Consider the following 22,229-nt stretch of genomic DNA (forward strand, 5'->3'; position numbering starts at 1 on the left):
TACTATTTGATTTGGTTCAGGATGCTTGGATCTTTTATTTTATCGTCTTCTGCAAAGAAGATAATCTTAGTCAGTATCTCGGCAGTCTTCGGATCTTCATCTACGAAAGGCAGGAACAGGCGTCCGCGATTCTGTGAATGTACCGGAAGAACGGCTATCTGTGCACCACCTTCCTGATGGATCACACCGCTGCCCAGATGAATATTGTACTTACCCAGTTTGCCTTCGATGTGAGCAAAACTTCCTTTTATTGTCACGTTCTTGAAATGGAACAATGGTATCGTCAGTTCCACCAGTACGCTGCGCATCTCGATGGTAGAGTGGCTGGTTTCCGGGTCAACGCTTCCGGCATGGGCTACGCTCACTGCCAGATCTACATCTCTCATTACTTCGGAGAAGATGACAGGAGGAATCTCCGAGATTTTCATCAACTTGTAGTCTTTGCGGTTATGGAAGCAGACATATTCCAATGTCGGAGCTTCGATGTCGGCAGGGGAGAACCAGTCTGCCATGGCATAGATGGTGGCGATGATATTCTCTTTGTAATATATCTTTTGGAGACCATCCTCATAATCGGCTACCCAACGGCGTCCTTTCAGTACGGCAACCGTTTTCTGTGGTTGAATCTGATTTCCGGCATAACGGCGGGATTGAGTGGCTTCTACTTCTTCCGGAGTCGGAACGTAAAGTTCGCGGAACACCTGTTTGAAAGGTTGGCGGATTGATTTATCAAACAGGAATTTTTGGTAAGCATGCCAGTCTCCGCTTGTATACAGGTCTGTGGGGTGTGCGATGCGTAACTCGTCTTTCGGTTTTAACGGGAGGCAAACGGCATTCACTGTAACCAGCAATCCATCGGTGTAGAAGCCTGTCTGTCCGTTGCAGATGAAGACGAGATGTTTCAATAATGGCCAGATGACAGGATTCTGCATCAGCTTGCGCAATTCGTTTTCTTCAAAACGGGTGCAGTCTTCCATCGCCTGTTCCAGCATGATGCGCGAACGGGTGTACTGGTCTTTCAGCTTTTTGTGCACCGCTTTCAGTTCTTCTATATACGGATGCTTTTTCAGTTTGGCAGGCATGCTGTTGAGTTCTTTGCCGTCTTTGATTTGCTTAATCTCCGATTTGCCTTCCTCGTTGATTTGTACATACACTTCTACGCCGTCTATCTTTTTGGGAGACAGGTAGGGAAGAAGTTCTTTAATCAGTTCGGTTTCCATGCTCCAGGTCAGGCGGGTAACGTCTCCGTAACCAGAGTTGCGTGCCAGGTTTTGCAGGGCGATGTTTACCGCTTTCTTTTCGCTTTCCTGCCTTTGAGCACCGAATTCCTTGCTCTCTTTCAGGAATTTTTGCAGGTATTGATAACGAACCAGCAGTTCTTTATCCGGCTTCCGTCCCAATGGGATGAGGCCGTAGCTCATCAATAAGTCTTTGTTGCGCTTGGCTATTATTTCTTTCTTTATATCTGCCGCCTTCACTGCACCGTTGGTAGCATCGGCAAACTTACGGGCACGGGTATGGCTGTTGCTGCATGAAATATATTTAGCGGCATTGTAGACCACCTCGAAGCGTTGCTTGCCAATTGTCTTAAATGCATCTTTGAACCAGTCGATGTCAAAAGCACCTTCCTGCAGGTCATCCACGTCGATGGGGGTGTAGCGGGCGATAATCGCTTTCTTCTTGTCGTCACACGTTTCATTGGTGTGGGCGTGGAAATAATAGGCTGCACTTGTCAGTCCTTTCCAGCCTATTGCCTTTTCGGTCAGTTCAATCCATTGCGGGGCGAACATGGCGGCTTCTACCAGTCGCTCGTCACTGATTTCGGCCTGCTTCGCCAGTTTCTTCAGATTCTCGCTGGTGTCCGTAGGCAGGGGATGGCAAGCATGAAGCAAACTGCTCAATACACCCCGTTTGGTGCTGCCCCAGTTGTAACTGTCACGTATGAAAGTATCTTTGCCGAATGCTTGCAGAATACGGATAAATGTTTCGGCTCCATAGACGTAGCTTAGTTCTTCTGCAAGGGAGGTGACTTGTGTCTCGGAGTCTCCGCGTTTTAATTCGATTTCAAGAATCCGGTCTACCACCTTTTGGGCGAGGGAACGGAAGAGGGAGAAGTCGATGTTTTTGATATCGGCATATCTTTCTTTTTCCTTGTTGAAACGAACATTGTCGTTCAATACCATGGTGATTGCTTTAATCTGGCTGGGAGAGCTGATGCGTCCTATCATTTCACGGTATACTTCCTCTGTCGGGATGATTCCCAGCATCCAGGCACGGGCAAAGTCCGTGGCATGAAGATAAGAGTCCGTTTCCTCCAGTTCGGGGGTATGCTCCATGTAGTTGGTGAGCTTATAAAGCTGATAGCGCACCGTGAAGTAACGGATAAATAAATCATCACTCATGGGCTTTTGAGGCATTTCGAGCCAGAAGTTCACGAATTTGTTGTTATGTATTGGATAAACGACTTGTTTTTCTCCGTATTCCAGTTTGTCCTGGAGCCATGCATGCTTACTGGTGTACTGGCGGAAAATGTTTTTGGTATTTAGCAAAGGCAACAGTTGGAGTAGCATATTGACAGCCAGTCGTTGATAGACGGCTTCATCTTTGTACTCGTATGCCAGTGCTTCGATGATATCACTCATCTGTTCATAGTACGGCATCTTGCGGAGGTCTTTCTGCAATCCGCGGTAAGTGATGCCGGCATACATACGGTTGACAAGCGGCTCAAAAGTATTACTTGACTTCTGGGCTGCCTTGATGTCTTCTTCATCCTCTTCATCGTAGTCGTCCTTGTCTTTGGGAGCACCTGTCGATGCAAGCATGAAACTCATCATCAGCAATTTGTCATAGCTTCCTATTTCTTCTTCGTAGAAGGCTTTCCACAATTCCGGGAATCCGAGTCCGCTCAATCCTCCGTAGTTGCTCCAGTTTATCAGGACACTGTTACCTATCAGGCGTGCTTCTCCGTACCCATTCTTGAATTCTTCATTCTTGTAGGTTTCGATGTATTTGCTTAGTTTCTTGAAAACGAGTTTGGCCCTTCCGAAGCAAATGAATTCGAATGCTTTTTTAACGTTGAATCCTTTGTCCTGGGTAATTTCCGGCAGATTGACTTCAAGAGACGGATCGTACAGACCGAAACCGTTATCTTTGGTATAATGTTGTGTGACGCTCTCTTCTGTTCCATTGCCAATCAGAGATTCTATCAATACTTTTTCTTTTGCGTTCGGCTTCTGAATCTCTTTGACTGTCGGAATCAATTCCTGATAGATATCTTGCAGGAATTCTACGTTGTGTATGGTCTTCATCATGTCCAATCCTGCCAGGCGGCGTTCGGCAACCTTGTCTGTTAGCAAGCGGCGGATGCTGCCGGCTAGCTGTTCTTTGGGCTGTTTCATCAGCAGATTGATGGCATGGATACGCATTTCACTATATTTGAAGCGCAGCAACTCTTCTACTTTCTGGTTCTGTTCGGGCGATAAGGTCATCTCGGACAATGCTTTATATGCTTCTTCACGCACATCTTGCGAACGGTCGCCCAATGATTGCAGTACATATTCTTCCTGTAGCGGACTGGTCGGTGGAGCTAATACGACACCGATATAGCCTGCCCGCATATAAGTATCCAGAGAGGGCAGATAGCTGCAAAGGTCGTCTTTCAATGCAGAGTTATTGGTCATCCAGGTGATATATGCCATCTTGAGAACGATTTCCGAACGGGTGAGCTCTGCGCTTTCCCAAGGGAACACATAAGGAGAATAAATCTCTTTGGCGGAGATGGACTGATAGACTTGCTTCAGATATTCATAATGGCGAACCGCCTCTTCTTTGCTATCAAAATAGTCGTGGAGTGACGGGACATCTTTGTGTCCTCCGTACCGGCTAAGATAGAGACCGGACAGATACAACGGTAAGATAGCCGCTACCACCGACGGTTCCTTATGCCATCTTTCGAAGGCATTTTTGCTGATTCGGTGGTTCATGCCGGAATATTGTGTACAGCGCAAGAAATAAAGTAACGTCTGTACCTGATATTTAGCACCTTTCTTGATAATTTCCGGCACAAGCGTCTGAATCTCTTCCGTATTATAGAATCCGATGCTCCATAAAGCCAGATAGAGTTCGACTGTATCTTTGCTTTGAAGAGCAGCGTGTGCCTGTTTCCGGTCGTTCAGAAAACGATGGATCAGTTCTACATATTTATTGGTGATACGTTCGCTGCTGTCTTGTTCTCCAATCCCCGTACTGACTGCAATACCGCGTTTCACGGAAGCAAATCGTTCCAGACCGTTGTCGCAGATGACCGAGAAAAGATGGAGATAACTTTCGGGACATCCTTCGTCCATCGTTTCCACGATAGCTTGACGGAGCCCTTCCTGTAATTTGGCTGCCAGAAGTAACTTTCCTTCCAGTTCCAGTAAGGGGCGGTATCCGCTCATTGCAATAGCCTGAAAATGTCCCTGATTGAGGCGGTTGGCGTTATTTTCGCTGGTTAGCACGCTGTTGAGATGCTTAATGACAGTCTGGTTGCCTTCTGCTATTTGGGCGGCCATCCAGTTCTGGCAGTTCATCGAATCCTTGTATGCTTCTATTTCTTCCGGAGTGTTTCCTCCGTTTAGTACGGCTTGATCCGTAAATCCGGTGGCGCGCAGTTTCAGAAACTGGGTCAATGCATCTATAACGTGGCCGATATGCAGAAGAGGATTTGCCGACCGTTGCGACCGGCGCGAGTATCCGTGAGTGTACGGACACCGTGCTTTGAGCTCCAGATAGGTGTGGAATAGGTGGGCGTACTCGTCTCCCAATAGATAGCGGAGTAGCTTGTTCAACTTACCGTCGAAAAGATTGGCAACGCTTTTAATCTTTTCTTCTTGGATAATATAGATGATGCAAGGCTCTAATTTATCGCTGTATGCACCATATCGGGTATCCATGTTGAAGTATTGCATGAATACATCCAACAGTGTCATTGTCTCTTTGTCTAAACTGGTTCTCTTTTTTGTTAACCTTTCAAGGTATGGAGCAATCCGTTTATTTAATGCGTCATTATAAATCAGTCTCATGATTCTTTTCGTTTTCAATGTGTTTTATAGGATAATGATTACCACAATCTTCCCGACAGCATGGCGAGCCGGATGAAGGTCAGGGTCGATTCTTCTTTAAGTTGGATGGGAGAGGATAAGTCCCCGGCTTCCGCATCATCCATGAAGATACGAAAAATCCCGTCCTCGTAGGATTGCAGGGCATTGGTGATCGCTTCGACTTCTACAGCTGGTTTGCCGTTATAATTTACTGCAAACCCTACTTTGCCGGAAGCTGTTTTATTTTCCACTTCTTCCTGTGTGAGGTATTTCAGCACTTCGCTCTGTTGTAAGCGTTCATTGTATTCGCAGACTTGCCAACTGACGATGGCTTCGATCAACCCCTGTACATTGACAGGCGGAACAGGAAAATCGATAGGAATCTTTTCGATACTGCACTTTCGTTTTCCTAACTGTTTGACTTGGATATATACTCTCATATTCTCTTTATTGGGTGATCTGAATACTTGATGTAATGGCATTCAGATCGGTTTCAGCTTCTTCGTCATAGACAAGCATGACAATGGCAAAAGATCGTTTCTTGCTCTCTTGAAAATAATGCAACACTATTTGTTTTACATCCTCTCCCGGTTCATCAGGAGCCCCGATGTGCAGGGGATTCGTGATCTTTGTCATAGGGAGTCCGTTGATGTTGACATTGCTTAGTTGGTAATCTTCTGACGGTTCCCCTTGTGTATTTCGCGGGAGAGTGAGTGATAACTCTTTCATGTGTTCAAACTCCTTCTGCGTGTCGTAGGTGAGGGCGGTAATCGTTAATTGATTCCCTCCGTTGACCAGCATGAGTAATGGAGGTTCCGCACTGTCAATTATTCCTTTTGCTCCTGTTATTTTTGTCCAGTTGGTAGGATACTGGCAACTGAATTTGGTAGCTGCATCATAATAAGACAGCCACGTATCGTCATTGCCGACAGGCGTATATGCCGTAACTTTCCTGCTGGAAAGATTGTCTGTAGAATTCACAGCGGGATGGTTGCTGTTCTCGTTTTCCTCTTCCAGTTCACCATTCAGATAGGCTTCCACAATGCCGCTTTCCCATTCATTGCGTATTTCCGAGTAAAGAGGAGGAACGTTTTTGCAAAGAATCATAAAACTGAACAGGAATATACAGAATATACCAAGCTCCCCGATGATGGAGACAGTCCGCTGTGCATCGGGCTTCTCGAACTTGTAGCCGACCACGTATATAATTCCCAGAACAAACCCGCTTAACAACCCGCCAATATGGGCGGCATTATCAATGCCGGCTTTCATCCCGTAAACCAGATTATACCCCACAAAAATGAGGATGCTGGTTAACAATGCCTTTCGTTGTTCTTTGGCGATGCGATGAAAGAGGAGGAACGCAAGGAATATACCGTAAAGTCCGAAGATAGATCCGGAAGCTCCGGCGCTGATTGTCTCACCGTGCATATACAGGCTGAATGCAGCCGAACATAATCCGGTTAGCAGGTATGAAACGAACATACGGCGTCCTCCTATCAGTTCTTCCAACAGAAGTCCTACATACATGAAAGCATACATGTTCATCAGGAGATGGAAAGCTCCGATATGTATGAAGTTGCAAGTCACTGTGCGCCACCAGTCACCAGTGAGAGTTAGCGGTCCGAAGTCGGCTCCCCATTTCAGTAGTGACAGAGTGGAAGGGGACATAATACCCACTCCGGAAGCAATCATCACAATGAATACAAGAATGTTGATGTCTATCAGGATGGGGGTCGCTATGAATCCTTTGCGGGGAATGAAGAAAGACAGGAAGGAGTTTTTTTTCTTTTCTTCTTCTATATAAGCTTTTTCTTCTTCCGTGAGCGGTCGGTTGAACTCTTCTTCGAAATCTTCTGCTCTCCGGCTTAGCTCTTCCAGAGTGAGTGAAGTCCTTATTTCTTCCATCGCCTCCCGTAATTTCTGTATATTTTTTCTGTTCTTTCCATAATCAACAAATTGTACGGAAGAAGACTGGCTGCGAACGGATACTTCTCCGTCACTTTCCTTTTCTATAGTAAAGGTTATTACCTCTCCGTGAGAGTACATATTGAACGGGACTTCAAACCGGACTCCTTCCGGAGTCACTTCTCTGATATTCCACTCAAGTTTTTGAGAAGCTTCGAGAGCCAATATAAGGATTTCCGTGTTGGATAAACCAGGCAGATGTAGTTTGTCATTATATGAAGGTTTGAGTGCCATATTTCTATCTTTATCTAGAGTCATCAATTAAAAAATAACTTATCTCACTGACAAATGTATAGAATAATAATGGAAAATAATAGAATATGACAAATAAAAAAAGCATCCATTTCGTAAGAAAGGATGCTTTTATGAGATTTAGTCGATTATTTGTTACTTTTTGTAGAAAGCCAAATCTTCTTTGTCGAAGTTTTCGATGAAGTTTGCGTGCTTTTCCACTTCCGCTTCTGCATAGTTCAAATATACGTGTGCAGATTTGGAGAACAGTTCGGAAGCTTTGCTGGCATCTTGAATCAACAGGTGACACATGATAATGTCAGCAGCCATTTCCATCAATTTGCGGGCAGTGAAGTCAAGTAATTCCTGATCTTGTGCTTCTTTTACAGCGTTGGTGCTTGCTTCAAATTTGTCAGCCATCTTCTTCAGGCGAGACATCAGCGGTTCCATTTCCGGTGAACAAGGAATGGCCTCAAACTCGCGGATAGTAGCGATATAAGAACCATTAGTCACGTAACGGATAGCGGCTACAGTCTGCAACTGGGTAGTTCCTTCGTAGATGCTGGTGATACGCGCGTCGCGATAGATGCGTTGGCAAGCATATTCCATCATGAATCCTGAACCACCGTGAATCTGAATGCAGTCGTAAGCGTTCTGGTTAGCATATTCAGAGTTCATCCCCTTGGCCAACGGAGTAAAGCTGTCTGCCAGTTTGGCGTATTTCTTCTGTTCCTGACGTTCTTCCGGAGTCAGTTTGCGTTCGCGGGCGATGTCATCCAGAGCTTTGTAGATGTCTACATAGCGTGCTGTTTGATACAGCAAAGCACGTCCGGCGTCCAATTTACCTTTCATGATAGCCAGCATGTCATATACTGCCGGGAACTCGATGATCGCTTTGCCGAACTGCTTACGGTCTTTGGCATAAGCCAATCCTTCATTGTAAGCTGCCTGACTCAATCCTACGGACTGTGCGGCAATACCCAGACGGGCACCGTTCATCAAAGCCATTACATATTTAATCAAACCGAGTTTGCGGTCACCGCAAAGTTCAGCTTTTGCATTCTTGTATACCAATTCGCAAGTAGGGGAACCATGGATACCGAGTTTATTTTCGATACGGCGCACATTTACACCCCCTTGGCGTTTGTCATAGATGAACATAGACAAGCCACGACCGTCTCTTGTTCCTTCTTCCGAACGTGCCAGTACGAGGTGGATATCAGCGTCACCGTTTGTAATGAAACGTTTCACACCGTTCAGCAACCAGCATCCGTCTTTTTCGCTGTAAGTAGCTTTCAGCATAACAGATTGAAGGTCGGAACCTGCATCCGGTTCTGTCAAGTCCATGGACATTGTTTCGCCTTGGCATACACGAGGGATGAAGCGGCTGTGTTGGTCTGCATTACCGAATTCGTACAGCGTTTCGATACAGTCCTGCAAAGACCAGATATTTCCGAAACCGGCGTCGGCGGCAGCCACGATTTCCGCGCACATGGTGTACGGAGTGATCGGGAAATTCAAACCACCGAATTTGCGTGGCATGGTCATGCCGTTTAGTCCGGCTTTCACCATAGCATCCAGATTCTGTTTGGTTCCGGAAGCATATTCTACGCGACCGTTGGCACAGTGAGGACCTTCTTCGTCTACACCTTCTGCGTTAGCGGCAATGATTTCTCCTGTGATTTCTCCGGTAATCTCCAATACTTTGTCGTAAGAGTCTACAGCATCTTCGAAGTCCAGCGGAGCATAGTCGAATTCATCTTTATCTCTGTAATTGCGTTCTTTGAGTTCGCAAATACGTTTCATCATCGGATTGTTCAAGTGATACTTGAGTTCCGGTATGTCTGTATAATAATTAGCCATCTTTCCTTACTTGCTATTTTGTTTATAATACTTAATCATCTTCGGCACAACTTCTTCAATACTTCCGTTGATTACGTAATCGGCAATCGTATTGATCGGAGCGTCCGGATCGTTGTTGATGGAGATGATGATACCACTTTCCTGCATACCGGCGATATGCTGAATTTGTCCGGAGATACCGCAAGCGATGTAGAGTTTCGGACGAACGGTGACACCTGTTTGTCCGATCTGGCGATCATGGTCTGCGAAACCTGCGTCAACAGCTGCACGGCTGGCACCTACTTCTGCGTGAAGTTCTTTAGCGAGGTCGAACAGCAGGTCGAAGTTTTCTTTCGAACCTACACCGTAACCACCGGCTACGATAATCGGGGAACCTTTCAGGTTGTTCTTGGCCTTTTCTACGTGGCGTTCGATCACTTTCACTACGTAGTCTGTGTCAGCTACATATTTTTTCACGTCGTGACGGATCACTTCTCCCTGATAAGTCGGAGAGAGGATTTCTTTCTTCATCACACCTTCGCGAACGGTTGCCATCTGCGGACGGTGTTCCGGGTTCACAATCGTAGCAACGATGTTACCGCCGAATGCCGGACGGATTTGGTACAACAGGTTCTTATAAGTCTTACCTTCTTTTTTGTCTTCGTGGTCACCGATTTCAAGTGAAGTACAGTCGGCAGTCAATCCGCTGGTCAGGGCAGAAGAAACGCGCGGACCGAGGTCACGACCGATAACGGTAGCACCCATCAAACAGATTTGCGGTTGCTCTTCTTTGAAGAGGTTCACCAGGATAGCTGTGTGGGGAAGTGATGTATAAGGGTAAAGTCCTTCACCGTCGAAAACGTGAAGTTTATCTACTCCATAAGGAAGGATTTGTTTTTCAATATCTTTGAGGCCGCTGCCGGCAACTACAGCTTCGAGCTGACAGTTCAACTGGTTGGCTAACGAACGACCTTTGGTCAGAAGTTCGAGGCTAACGTCTGCAACGTTACCTTCTTCTATTTCGCAATATACAAATAAGTTATTCATGATTATCCGATGGTGTGGTTAGCTAATAGTTCAACAATCAGGTCTTCCACGTCACGGTCGCTGCCGCTGATGGTTTTGCTCTCTTTAGCCTGGAACACGATGTTCTGGATGGCTTTCACTTTGGTCGGCGAACCGGACAGACCGCATTGCGCAAGGTCACCGTTTACGTCGGCTACACTCCATTCTGGCAGATTCAGATAATCACGCTTGTCATACAAATCGGTATAATCAAGGTTGCCTTGCTGCTTTTCGGTTACAGTCTTGGCATGTTTGTATTTTTGAACCAATTTTGCATTGCGCGGACGGCAGGGAGCTGCAGAACCGTTTACGGTAATCACGATGGGCAGCGGACCTTCTACAGTTTCTACGCCACCGTCAATGTGACGTTTCACTTTGATTTTACCATCGCCCACTTCCAGAATTTCTTCTGCGTATGTGATCTGCGTCAATCCCAGTTTCTCTGCTACCTGCGGACCTACTTGCGCCGTATCACCGTCGATAGCCTGACGACCGCCGATAATAATGTCACAATCACCGATTTTGCGGATGGCAGTAGCCAGTGCGTAAGACGTAGCCAGTGTGTCTGCACCAGCGAAAGCACGGTCGGTCAGCAAGTAACCGTTATCTGCACCACGGAAAAGTCCTTCACGAATAATGTCGGCTGCCCGTCCCGGTCCCATTGTCAGGATAGTTACGGTAGAGCCTGGATGAGCATCTTTCAGTCGAAGAGCTTGCTCGAGGGCATTCAGGTCTTCGGGGTTGAAGATAGCGGGAAGTGCCGCGCGGTTAATTGTCCCGTCGGCTTTCATGGCATCTTTCCCGACGTTACGTGTGTCGGGAACTTGTTTTGCCAATACAACAATTTTCAAACTCATGCTATAAATTTTAGTATTAGTATTTCTACAAGTTAGCAGCCAGTAGTCAAGTAGTAATCTCTTGCTATCTAAACTATCCGGTTAACTATCAGCTTGCAAATTTACTCAAACACTTGGTTCTGACAAGAAATCCGAGTAAAAAATGCACAGGTTTAAGATTTTTGAGCAAAAGAGGAAGGTTTTTATAGATTTCATTCAGGGTTGGCAAGGTGTTTATGGGCAGTCTGCCGGATTGTCCGGCAGACTGTTGATGAATTCCGGATTATTTGATAAGTTCGTAATAATGTGCGTTCGTGAAATTATCATTCTTGAAAATAGCTTTTTGCATAATTCCTACTTTCGTGAATCCCACTTTCTCTAATACACGCATGGATGGGGAGTTATGCTCAAATACGACTGCGAATACACGTACTTTATCAGTGTGTTCGAAATAATAGTTGATGGCTTCTTTCAAAGCATCAGTTACGATTCCCTGATTCCAGAAAGGTTCTCCAATCCAGTAGCCTGCTTCTGCACTAAAACGTTCTACATCCGTAGCGGGTACAAAACCGATACTTCCGACTGCTTCTCCATTTACTTCAATGCAGAAATCATGAATATTTTCTTTTGCTTGTATCATAGCGAGAAAAACTTTAGCATCTTCCTGACTATAAGGATAGGGGAGACCGTCACGGCAGTTATCCCAAATATTCTTGTTATTGAGATATTTGGCTAATGATGCTGCATCTTCGGTTTGCCAGGTACGGAGAGTATAGTTTTTCTTCTGCACGATAATTCCTGTTTTCTGTACCATATCATCTATTATTTTATCCCAATTTCAGCTAACCCCATCGGTTCACCGTCATGTATCATCCGTGTTGCTTTCAACTGAATATAGCGAGCCTTGACCGGAGTAAAGTAAACCGATTGCATAATCGGATTGCTCTTTATATTGGAAAATTCATCTTTGGCTACTACCTGATTGACCGCATTGCTGTCCATGCCTACAGAGATTTCATAAGCCGCGATCAACCCTTTATTATATTCACTTTGGTCGGGGAGATAGTGGAATGACGTAATCGTGCGTTCTTCTCCCAAGTCAATCAATAGTGTATTTCCATTGATGAAACAGGTGGTCTGGTCGTTCTTATCCATACCTTTCTGTGCTTCCTCCACGTCTACTCCAACAAGAGTGAACGGGTAGCTTTTCAGTTCTGTAGCTTTTGCTGTGTATGTATCCGAAGTCTCTCCTGCATAATATCCTTCAATGTTATTAATACAGAGACAAGCCCGTGAATCTGTGAAGCGGATACGAATCTTATCCGTAGTGATTGTTTCGAAACGAAGGAGCCGTTTATATCCGATAGTGGTAGTCTCCTCATTGAGCTTTACAGGGATCCATTCGCCTGCCTGGTTATATTCTACAACGAATGATTTGACACGTTGTCCGAGAGGAATATATTCCTGCAACATCATACGGTTGATCTTCTCTGCTTGAGGTAAATCGAATTCGATAGTGGCTGAAATGACATCGTCATTGGTAGCCCAATAAGTATCATAATCACCGTCGGTCACAGCTTTGGCGGAGAATGTTCTTCCGCGTTCGTCCGATGCTTTGGGAGAGAGTCCGGCCAGCAGATTGTGTGCCAGTTGTTTTTGTACATTCTGGTGGAAGTTTACGGCATTGGCAGAGTCAGTAGGATGAATCAATCCGTCACGGTCTACCGGGAAGTTTAATAATAGCGTTGCGTTATGTCCTACGCTGCGGTAATATAAATCGGTCAGTTCGTCTACTGTTTTCACACGGTCGTCTTCTTCCGGATGATAAAACCATCCCGGACGGATGGAAACATCACACTCGGCAGCTACCCATTGGTTACCGTCGGCATGACCATATTGCAGTTCACGATACTTGGGATAGCCCGGATAAACTTCTCCGGCACGGAGAAAAGACCAGTTGGTGGCTCCGGCAAATCCGTGTTCGTTGCCCACCCAACGACAGCCCGGACCTCCATCCGAGAAGATAACAGCTTGTGGCTGTAACTCATCAATCATCTTGTAAGCTCGCGGATAGTTATAATAAGTTTTGCGGTCGATCGTACGGCTGTCTTTTGCTCCGCCATACCAGCCGTCTCCACCGTTGGCACCATCAAACCAGATTTCAAATACATCACCGTAGTTGGTCAGCAATTCGTTGAGTTGTTTATAGAAGTATTCTACATATTCGGGGGAACCATAATTGGCCTGATGCCTGTCCCAGGGAGAGAGATAGACTGCGAATTTAATGCCATACTTTTTGCAGGCATCGGACAGTTCGCGAACAATATCTCCTTTTCCGTCTTTGTACGGAGTGTTGCGGATACAGTACTCTGTCAGTTGCGTGGGCCACAGGCAGAATCCATCGTGATGTTTCGCTGTCAGGATCACTCCTTTCATGCCGGATTTGACAAATGTCTGTACCCATTGTTCACAGTCCAGACGGGTAGGGTTGAATGTTTTAGGATCGGAGTCTCCATATCCCCATTCGCGGTCGTTGAATGTGTTAAGTCCGAAGTGTACAAACGCATACGTTTCCATTTTTTGCCATTCCACCTGTTTGGCTTCGGGAATGGGTAAGATAGCTTCCGGTGCTTTTACCGAATTACAGGCACTTAGTAGAAAGAGACCTGTTGCGAAGATAAGAAAGTGTTTTTTCATGGGGGTGTTTATTAGTTAATAATTGAATGTAAGAATCATCTACAATGTAATTCCAACTACAAAATAAAGTTGCTCTTCATAAGGGTTGGCTATTAGCTTTCCGAAGATGGGTAAAGAGAAGTTGGACGTTATTTTGATATCTTTTGTTGCAGATAATCCGATATTGACTACATTGAATTTGTCGGAGTACATACTTTCCCAAGGAGTGAAACCAGCTTCGATATTCATATTTACATCCTTCACGCTGAACGGGTAACTCAACTCGCAGTAACTGGACCAGGCACGTTTCCCGTTTTCCCGGTAATCGTTTCCGGCAAAGGTAGTGTACCAGCTTACTGACAATGGGAACTTTTCGCTAAGCATATAGCCGGCTCCTGCCTCGAAAGTGTGTCCGGTAGAGTGCGAACTGTAATTGAAGTATTTGAAAGGTTCTTCTTCTGTCTGGGTAAAATAGTTATTGGCGTAAAGAGTCAGTTTTTTGTATTCGTACTCTAGTGATAAATCTATTTCATTGTTCTTTTCGCGAAATTCGGTAGAGCCCCATGCGTAAACAGTCAGTCCTTTCCAGTTGAGGCCGAGTGAAGGCTGCACACTTGCATTACCGCTATCTATACCGCGCCAGATATAACTGCTTACAAAATCAGCAGTTACAAAAACTTCTTGTGCCTGTGCAAAGGCTGTACAAAACAGGATGACAATAAGTAGGATTCGTTTTTTCATTTTATCGGTTATTTCTTCTTGTTTTCGGGGGATAAAGATACACAATATATAGATAAATGATGACAGATGAGGAGAAAAAAGAAAACGGCTGTATTGAGCAGCCGTTTCTTAAGTAATTGTGAATCTTGAAAGTTAGTTAGAAAGTGACGTCCATTTTCAGCACGAAAGTACGTGGGGCGGCAACTGCCATTGGGCGGTAGCTGTATTCTTTATTCAACAGGTTGTTCACCATAAACTGGAAAGCTACTTCTTTTGTGGCTTTTACTCCGAAGCGTACGTCGACAGTAGCATAGTCTGTATTATGTTTTTTCCAGTAAGTAGCCAGTGTTTCTCCTTTTGAATAACCGAAAAGGATGCCACGTACATAATCCATCAGGTCTTTCTGCTGTTTCTCGCGTTCGTCCAACATCAGATAGTCAACTGCCAGAATTTTGCTCTTCCATGCTACATTGGCACCGACATTGATACGTTTCCACTGGAAATCTACTGTAGCTTTAAAGCTGTGCTTCGGGCGATATTTAAGATACTTACCTGTGTTCGATTTCTCTTTCATCTGAAGAGGATCGGTATAAAGCCCCTCTACTGCATTACGTTCCTGATAGTCAGCATCGCGTGGCTCCGTGTATACATATCCTAAGTTATAGAACAACTTCGTATTCTTATTGAAATTATACACGCCGTTCGTTGAAATTTCTACTCCGTAAATCTGGGCTTTCGATACATTGTGGAACTGGGCTCCGATGCCGAAACCTTTGCCATCTGTCAGCATCTGAAATGCATCGCCTATGCTATTAATCATTGTGTAATTGGCATTGTTGAACAGTCCGAACTGGAATTCAACCATGTCTTTATACTGTGTATAGAATCCTGCAACATCCACAAAACCCTGGAAATTGCCGACCTTATATCCTTGCTTAATTCCTAATTCCGCATTAAATCCTTTCTCCGGTTTGATGTCCAGATTAGGATAGACGCCAACCCCACCAATATCCTTGCGCAGGTATTTTTCATTGATAGACGGATTACGGTAACCCTGTCCGAAGCTGGCACGGATAAAACTGTAATCAGCCAGCTGATAATTTAACCCTGCACGGAAGACCGGACGGAACGGAACCTTGGTTCCGAAAATTTTGGTTTCGGCTTCACGGTGATGATTATTCACCCGATAATATTCGGCACGTACACCGGCAGACACACTCAAACGATCCCAAAAGCGCTGATCGTACTGAAGGAAAGCAGCTACATTATCACTTTTGTATACCTCATCCATTACAGCGGAGTCATAGCGGATATGTTCCAGGGTTACTCCGGTAGTGATTTGTGCACCACCTTCCCATTTCTTATTGAACTGGTAGTCGAGATAGTAATCGAAGTTCTTATCAGTCTGTGTTTTGGGAGTGTTTCGTGACGGATTGATAACATTTGATAACCACGGAATCAGATCACTCGGTAACTGTCCGTTCGCAAGTCCTCCCAAGTCACTCGGCACTCCGTTGTCCATTACCCAGGAGATCAGATCGCAATAATCGGCAGTCGTCGCATTCGGGAAAATATTGCCTAATGAGGTGAACACTCCGTTCATGGCATCTTCCAGATTACCGTTGACAAGTCCGGAACCGATACCTACCAATGCAGGATAGAGTGAACTGTAATCGCCACCGGCTATATTCTGTATCGTTTTGGCATCAGTTCCCATATTTCCCAGAATATCAGTGATGGAAGTTCCTTGGGTAGGGCGTACGATATTGTCGGCGCTGTAATAGAAACGTCCTTTAATCTTATGTGACGTACCGTTTTCCGGATTCACATAGTTGATGAACGGATCGATATGGAAATTATTCTCTTCACGTCCCATGTTGGTGAAAGGAGACGGTTTGTACACTTCCGTTGGTGAACGCCAGATGAAGAAGTCGCCGTATTGATTGGAAAGGAAATCGACATTGAAACCATAGTTCAACAGTTTCATTCCCATATCGGGCTGATGATAAGTGAGGCTCCCTCCCATACGGAAACGTTTGTTGTATCCCTGTTGGCGGTATCCTTCATCAGTGAAAAGATTGATTCCTCCGCTGACATCGAAATTACCGATACGGCGGGAATGGGAGAGGTCGAATCCTTCGTAAATAGGATTCCGTATACCGCTAAGAAGACTTCCGCGCAGGATCGGTTTAACAGAATATTTATCATCTTTCCAGAAACTCTTGTCGCTCCATTGGTATTCGTCGTTTTCCGCATCACCATATACACCGATATAGGCGCTGAATCGTGTTTTCGGTGTCAGTCCCGGACGTGCGGTACGGATATTGATAATACCATTCAAAGCTGATGAGCCATATAGTACGGAAGATGCTCCTTTAATCACTTCCACCTGTTCTACGTTCTCTAAAGGAACAGTGTTCCAGTTGATTTCTCCTGTTTTCGGATTCAGTGTGCTCATTCCGTCCACAAGAATTTGGCTGCGTGCACCTACTCCGTAAGTCCATCCGCTACCTCCGCGCATAGAAGGTTGTTTGTCTACAATGTCTACACCGGGAAGTGTGCGGAGAGTGGAAGAAATATCCGTGGGTGCCTGACGGGCAATATCTCCGGATTTAACAACGTCCATGGAGACAGTGACATCACTCAACTTCTGTTCAAAGCGTCCGGCACTGACTACGACTTCTTCCAGCAGCTTGGTGCTTTCTTTCATGTAAACGTCTTTGGTGACTACTTCACGCTTGTTGATAACGATGGGCATCAAGACATCATCATAGCCAACATAGCTGAATACAAGGTCAACTCCACCTTCGGGAAGTTTGATTTCATATTCTCCGTTAATGTTGGATACTACTCCCTGATTACCATGAAGTTTGTAGGTGACGGTGGCTCCGACCAATGGCTCATTGGTCTTGGCATCATATATATGTCCTTTCAGGGTTTGGGCAAAGATGCTTCCGAAACCGGTAAGGCATAACAGGATTGTTAGGATATATAATTTCTTCATTGTTTTTTGTTTTATTTATTTGGAACAATTTCCAAACCAAATTCTATTTTTTCAGGTGATAGAAAAGCGTCTGATATACCGTTCAAAAATATAGAGATGATTCCTCCCAGTGATTGCATATCTTCTGGAAGCAGACTGACTATTAGCGGACTAAGATCTGGTAGTAATTTGGCTATGGGAGTAAAACCTTCTTTGTCTAAGTAAATAAAAGTATGTCCATCTTTTGAAATAACTTGCATCGGGATTCCGGTAGTTAACCAATTGAAAATAGCTTTGAAAGAAGTGTCATTGACATTGAGCAGGAATCCAAGTGTTTCATTTTTTAGACTTTGATTGAGCGTGGTTAGCAATTCTTTCACTTTCATAGCATCCATTTGGGATATAGCTTCAATGATAGCATTGGTTATATTGACATCCATATATTGATTGCCGCTGGATACTGAGGCAATAATATTAGCTAAGTTTAATTTTAATATTAACTTACCGTCTTTTTGGAACCAATTAGCAAATCCTTTTGGAGATGGAATATAATTACGGTTAACAATGTTAGGAGTAATCATATCCTGTGTTAATGGATTTTCTAGAAATCCAAAAATGATATCCATGTCTACTCCTGTCAATGGTTCATTTGAATAAGAAGCCGTTACATTCCCGTCCGCTCCTAAAGTAATTTCTTGTAGAACTTGTGGCAAAATATAACTTAATATGTTTTGAATAGCACTACCCCATGTTTGAGTTGTGGCTCCACTTTCTGAAGCTTCTATGTCTGCATAAAAATAGCATGATGCATTTAGTACTTGTCCGTCAACATCTTGCCATGTATATTCTTCTCCCCACATGTCTCCAACTACAATCGTTTTGATACCATTAATAACTGTGGGTAGTTTATAAGTATTTGCCCATAATTCTGCATTGCCCATTTTGATATTGGATATATTTAATGTTAACTGTCCTTTTATTACGCGTCCTTCGTATCTAAAAGAGCTTAAAGTCTCATTTCCCATACTATTTCCTGAAAAAGAATATCCTTGCCCATCTCCAGAAAGGGGGATAGACATAATTTTTACTTCTTTTTCTCCTGGTAAAATATCATATAAGTTAATAATAGCGGTTTCTCCTGTTACAGTGCTAAAGTCTACTGATTTTCCGATCATTGTTTCACCATTATAGGTAAGAATTAGATTCGGATTGGGGTTTGATAGTTTATTTGAATAATTGGCTGTTACATCTATAGGCTCTGGTCCGTAGTGATCATTATCACAAGAAGTTAAAAATGCAGACGCTACGGCAAGGCAGCTTATTAATAGGATAGATATTTTTTTCATTGTTCTTTTATATTAGATAATTAAAATGAATTATTTCTTAGCTGTGAGGTCAATACCGATTTCCATTTTATCGAAAAGGGCTGCAACTTCAATTAAATTTGTTTCCAGCAAACTACCGATGATGCTGATGAACGGCATGAGAGTTTCTTTGTTGAAATAGATATAAGTATGTTCTTTTGTTGAGTTGATGCCCATTGGTATTCCGTCTTTCATCCATGTGAGCAGAGTTGCAAAAGTATCATCATCCAATTGAAGAATATAGGTGATTATTTCATTGTTTAAAATCATATTGATGGCACTTAACGTTAATTTTAAACGTGCCGGGTCAGATTTTAGAAGTGCTTCACTGATTCCTGCGATAAGCTGATAGTCAATTTGCTTTCCGTTGTTTTGTGCTATGAGAGACACAATGGCAGGGATATTTAGTTGTACGACAAATGCTTTGTTGCCTGTTTGATTCCAGTAGGCCAATCCTTTGGGAGATGACTCATAAGTGCGTTTGTTGATCAGACTTTTGAATTCAGCGTCAGTTTTGCCCGAATTGGCAACTTCCATAATTTCATTCATGTCTACAGGGCTCGTAGTATAGCTGGCAGTGACAATTCCATTTTTCTCAAATGTAATATCCTTCAATACATAAGGAAAAATCACATCTAATATATTAGTTGCCATTTGCTGTATTTGTAAAATCACCGGCTGGAGAGATTCTCCTCCTGCTTTTGTAGTAATATTCACGTAGCTGGCTCCGCTATTACGGATGATACTTTTAAGGGGGGAGAAACGATGCGTGTCAAAGTTTGGTCGGTCTGAAAAGAGTTGATTGTTTTGGTTTTCAGAGTGTTAGGTTAGGGTAGGAGTGAACTGGGTGGAAAAACGACGCGTTTACATCGCTTTACATTGAGCTTACATTTGAACCTTGTTTGAACGCCGTTCAAATGAATCTCTTTACATTAGGAGTAGAGTAGGGGAGAATTCGGGCAGTATGGTGTTATTTTACTCCGATGCTTTGCCCAGGCCATACTTCCATATACAAAGATAGCCAAATGGTGTAATTTATGCAAGGTGGAGTAGGGGAGTGCTTCGCTTCTCTCCTATTTTTATTTATTGAAATTATTCCATATAGCTGATATTTGGTATATTTGCAGTGAAATAAATACCGTATATCATGAGTAAAGTTATCCATGTACATTTGATTTTTGAGAAAAAGAATATCTATTTTGGTAGTATATCGGCCATTTTTGAAACTCTGACGGAGAAACAGGTCGGAATCACTAAGAGTAGTCTTTTACATGCTGGACTGGTTGATGACATTGCCAAATACACGAAACGTGCAATGATTATTCAGTCTCGCTTGATAACATGTACCAGAAAGGGATAAAAATGCCTTAGAACGTATTAAAAGCCGCTTTTGCGGCTTTTTTTGTGCCCTTATAAGTGTCAAACTATGATGGAAAGCTGTATTTATCCGTTTGAACGTTTTGAACGCCTTAAAAAATGGAAAGGTTATTCACTTGCTTATTCATTTGGTTATTCATTTAGGCTATTACAAAAACGAAATGTTTTGATTGGTTATTCATTTGGTTATTCATTTTGGGCTTATTTTTTTGCGATTTGCCTATCTATACAATATAAATAGGGCTTATTTTTGTTTGTTTTTAAACTATTTGAGGGAGTAAACAATACATTGATAATATTTATTTACTCCCCTATATTTTAGTTTATTGCTCTAAAAACCAATATCTTACTATGTTTTGCCCCCTTTACCCCATAAAACTCGTTTTATCCGACACCTGCAAGTGTTGAACTCCTTGCATCCGAAACACGCCCCGCACTTTCCTGTTTGAGTTGCACGATTGTTTGTTTGAGTATTCCTATTTCTTCTGCCTGTTCTTTTATTGTCATCTGCTGTTCTTTTATAGTAGATAGAAGTTTATCGAATATTTCAGGGGGAAGACTTTGGCTGTTATCGAATATTTCTCTATCTTTATTTTTAGAAACACAGCTTGTTTGTGTATATTCTGTTGATGTTGGCTGGTTCGTTTTTGTCATCTCTCCCCTACCCGTTAAAAGCCATTCGCAGTTTATTGCGAATTTGTCGGCGATAGCAGCTAATACATCGAACCTTGGTTGCGTACCAGCTATGTAACTTCTAATATTAGACTCATTTACCCCAATAGCCTTCGCAAAAGGTAAGTTCTTTCCATCACAAAATTCTGTGATTAACATCTGTATTCTTTCTGAAATAGCCGACTTTTTCTCCATAATCGCATTATTTTGCTAAATTAATCGCATTTTAATGCGCAAAATCTTGCGACTTTCGCAGTAAAATACTATGTTTGCAGCGTGTTCAAAGTGTGAACACCGCCCCAAAGCTACAAAAAAGGCTTGAGGTGGCAATGAGAAATATGAAAAGAAGAAAATGAAAGCATTGAAAGTAACCGTTGACTGGGCAGAAATGGACCTGTTTGCTGCCACCCTTAAAGAGTTGAATGATGACGAAAATATTTTCGCCTACCAGATTGATGCGTTGACCGGTATCGTGGTCTGTGAGAACGAGTGCGGGTTGGCTTATTGCCGTTCCTGTTTTGATTACCGGGTTGCCCCAACTATAGAAGAGGTTAAATAGAAAGTTATGAAACGGTACTATTTTGAATTGACAGATGGGAATTATAATGACCTGGGAGCCTTTATTCCGGATGGCTACAATAAGGAAGTGGCTGTTAGGCAGGCGAAGAAGTGGATGGCAGAAAACAGCATCGTTTTAGCCACTTTGGTTGTGAGTAGTCTGAGAACGAGTAATGTGCTGGATGTGATTGATATTAATATACTTTAAAACGAGGACAGAATGGAAGCAAAATTTAAAAAGGGACAAAGTGTGAGAATCACCAAGAGAAACGGTGAGATTATTGATGGTATAATCCGTGATTGGGATTACAACATTTGTACTTTCGGTCGTGAATATAATGTCGATTATATGAAAGATGGTCAGGTTTGGACTGTGATATGTGTCCCGGAGGATGCAATACAAGAACTTCGATAAGTTTTCTGGGCGGTTAGTTCAGTTGGTAGAACATACCAAACTCCTGTAAGGGAGAGGTCATGGTCCGCGGTTCGAGTCCGCGACTGCCCGCTATAATAATTAAATATCAGTGAATTATGAAAGAACGAATAGTCGTAGAATACAGTGAGGTGGGTAAAATAGCCGGTTTGCTGGGTTGTTCCCGGGAAATGGTCTCCCACTCCCTTGCATTTCGCAAGAATAGCAAGTTGGCCCGTTCCATCCGCAAGCTCGCCATTGAGCGTGGTGGTACCAAAGTAGGTGATAACTCTCAAAAGAAGGACGGTGATGAAAAATGATTTGATGACATTGTTCAGTGACCAGTTGCACTGGTTTGCTCATCTGGAACGAAAACAGCGCTTTTGCGTGCTTTACTTCTGTATGAGTTTCGGGATCCTGCTCTCTATTTTTTTTATTAATCCG

18 protein-coding genes and 1 pseudogene are annotated in these 22,229 nt (G+C 43.6%); 6 read left to right on the forward strand and 13 right to left on the reverse strand.

Going from position 1 to position 22,229, the window contains the following annotated elements; translation table 11 throughout:
* Nucleotides 1–2 precede the first annotated feature (2 nt).
* The 12 genes from I2I13_RS19460 to I2I13_RS19515 all read right to left on the reverse strand — a co-directional run bounded on the left by I2I13_RS19460 (nucleotide 3) and on the right by I2I13_RS19515 (nucleotide 19,510).
* Nucleotides 3–5,063 (reverse strand): DUF4132 domain-containing protein, encoded by a 5,061-nt coding sequence (locus I2I13_RS19460; protein WP_195650274.1) that lies wholly within the window; start codon nucleotides 5,061–5,063, stop codon nucleotides 3–5.
* A 38-nt stretch (nucleotides 5,064–5,101) separates the two neighbouring features.
* Nucleotides 5,102–5,521 (reverse strand): hypothetical protein, encoded by a 420-nt coding sequence (locus I2I13_RS19465; RefSeq protein ID WP_074556967.1) that lies wholly within the window; start codon nucleotides 5,519–5,521, stop codon nucleotides 5,102–5,104.
* A gap of 7 nt (nucleotides 5,522–5,528) precedes the next feature.
* Entirely contained in the window at nucleotides 5,529–7,283 is a 1,755-nt protein-coding gene (locus I2I13_RS19470) for a rhomboid family intramembrane serine protease (protein ID WP_195650275.1), read from the reverse strand.
* 153 nt (nucleotides 7,284–7,436) lie between these two features.
* Entirely contained in the window at nucleotides 7,437–9,143 is a 1,707-nt protein-coding gene (locus tag I2I13_RS19475) for an acyl-CoA dehydrogenase family protein (RefSeq protein WP_148364630.1), read from the reverse strand.
* A 6-nt stretch (nucleotides 9,144–9,149) separates the two neighbouring features.
* Nucleotides 9,150–10,169 carry an electron transfer flavoprotein subunit alpha/FixB family protein gene (locus I2I13_RS19480; RefSeq protein ID WP_074556922.1) on the reverse strand — a complete coding sequence of 340 codons (1,020 nt, stop codon included), beginning with the start codon at nucleotides 10,167–10,169 and terminating at the stop codon, nucleotides 9,150–9,152.
* Between the two features lie 2 nt (nucleotides 10,170–10,171).
* On the reverse strand, nucleotides 10,172–11,044 hold the full coding sequence (locus tag I2I13_RS19485; RefSeq protein ID WP_074556919.1) for an electron transfer flavoprotein subunit beta/FixA family protein: 873 nt from the start codon (nucleotides 11,042–11,044) through the stop codon (nucleotides 10,172–10,174).
* A 262-nt stretch (nucleotides 11,045–11,306) separates the two neighbouring features.
* On the reverse strand, nucleotides 11,307–11,837 hold the full coding sequence (locus I2I13_RS19490; RefSeq protein ID WP_074556917.1) for a GNAT family N-acetyltransferase: 531 nt from the start codon (nucleotides 11,835–11,837) through the stop codon (nucleotides 11,307–11,309).
* 8 nt (nucleotides 11,838–11,845) lie between these two features.
* Nucleotides 11,846–13,720, reverse strand: a complete 1,875-nt coding sequence (locus I2I13_RS19495) for an alpha-L-fucosidase (protein WP_195650276.1) — start codon at nucleotides 13,718–13,720, stop codon at nucleotides 11,846–11,848.
* A 39-nt stretch (nucleotides 13,721–13,759) separates the two neighbouring features.
* Entirely contained in the window at nucleotides 13,760–14,440 is a 681-nt protein-coding gene (locus I2I13_RS19500; protein WP_195650277.1) for a hypothetical protein, read from the reverse strand.
* Nucleotides 14,441–14,576: 136 nt separating this feature from the next.
* On the reverse strand, nucleotides 14,577–17,423 hold the full coding sequence (locus I2I13_RS19505; RefSeq protein WP_074556912.1) for a TonB-dependent receptor: 2,847 nt from the start codon (nucleotides 17,421–17,423) through the stop codon (nucleotides 14,577–14,579).
* A gap of 11 nt (nucleotides 17,424–17,434) precedes the next feature.
* Entirely contained in the window at nucleotides 17,435–18,748 is a 1,314-nt protein-coding gene (locus I2I13_RS19510) for a DUF4925 domain-containing protein (protein ID WP_074637830.1), read from the reverse strand.
* 30 nt (nucleotides 18,749–18,778) lie between these two features.
* Nucleotides 18,779–19,510 carry a DUF4925 domain-containing protein gene (locus I2I13_RS19515; RefSeq protein ID WP_334313159.1) on the reverse strand — a complete coding sequence of 244 codons (732 nt, stop codon included), beginning with the start codon at nucleotides 19,508–19,510 and terminating at the stop codon, nucleotides 18,779–18,781.
* A gap of 403 nt (nucleotides 19,511–19,913) precedes the next feature.
* Between I2I13_RS19515 and I2I13_RS19520 the strand changes: the two genes are divergently transcribed.
* Nucleotides 19,914–20,126: a hypothetical protein gene (locus tag I2I13_RS19520; RefSeq protein WP_004327294.1), complete on the forward strand. Its 213-nt coding sequence runs from the start codon at nucleotides 19,914–19,916 to the stop codon at nucleotides 20,124–20,126.
* 401 nt (nucleotides 20,127–20,527) lie between these two features.
* Here the strand turns inward: I2I13_RS19520 and I2I13_RS19525 are convergent, their stop codons facing one another.
* A complete protein-coding gene (locus I2I13_RS19525; RefSeq protein WP_195620976.1) occupies nucleotides 20,528–21,010 on the reverse strand; it encodes a helix-turn-helix transcriptional regulator in 483 nt (160 codons plus the stop codon).
* A gap of 157 nt (nucleotides 21,011–21,167) precedes the next feature.
* Here I2I13_RS19525 and I2I13_RS19530 point away from each other — a divergent pair, with 157 nt between their 5' ends.
* The 5 genes and pseudogenes from I2I13_RS19530 to I2I13_RS19550 all read left to right on the forward strand — a co-directional run bounded on the left by I2I13_RS19530 (nucleotide 21,168) and on the right by I2I13_RS19550 (nucleotide 22,105).
* On the forward strand, nucleotides 21,168–21,374 hold the full coding sequence (locus tag I2I13_RS19530) for a hypothetical protein (protein ID WP_057099474.1): 207 nt from the start codon (nucleotides 21,168–21,170) through the stop codon (nucleotides 21,372–21,374).
* Nucleotides 21,375–21,380: 6 nt separating this feature from the next.
* Nucleotides 21,381–21,581 carry a hypothetical protein gene (locus I2I13_RS19535; RefSeq protein WP_195620978.1) on the forward strand — a complete coding sequence of 67 codons (201 nt, stop codon included), beginning with the start codon at nucleotides 21,381–21,383 and terminating at the stop codon, nucleotides 21,579–21,581.
* A 12-nt stretch (nucleotides 21,582–21,593) separates the two neighbouring features.
* Entirely contained in the window at nucleotides 21,594–21,788 is a 195-nt protein-coding gene (locus I2I13_RS19540) for a hypothetical protein (RefSeq protein WP_195620979.1), read from the forward strand.
* A gap of 7 nt (nucleotides 21,789–21,795) precedes the next feature.
* Nucleotides 21,796–21,878: pseudogene (locus I2I13_RS19545) on the forward strand.
* Between the two features lie 26 nt (nucleotides 21,879–21,904).
* Nucleotides 21,905–22,105: an ArsR family transcriptional regulator gene (locus I2I13_RS19550; protein ID WP_195333433.1), complete on the forward strand. Its 201-nt coding sequence runs from the start codon at nucleotides 21,905–21,907 to the stop codon at nucleotides 22,103–22,105.
* The last annotated feature ends 124 nt before the right edge of the window (nucleotides 22,106–22,229 follow it).

Source organism: Bacteroides sp. D55t1_190419_B8, from assembly GCF_015558905.1.
In the GTDB taxonomy this organism is placed as follows: Bacteria; Bacteroidota; Bacteroidia; order Bacteroidales; family Bacteroidaceae; genus Bacteroides; species Bacteroides vicugnae.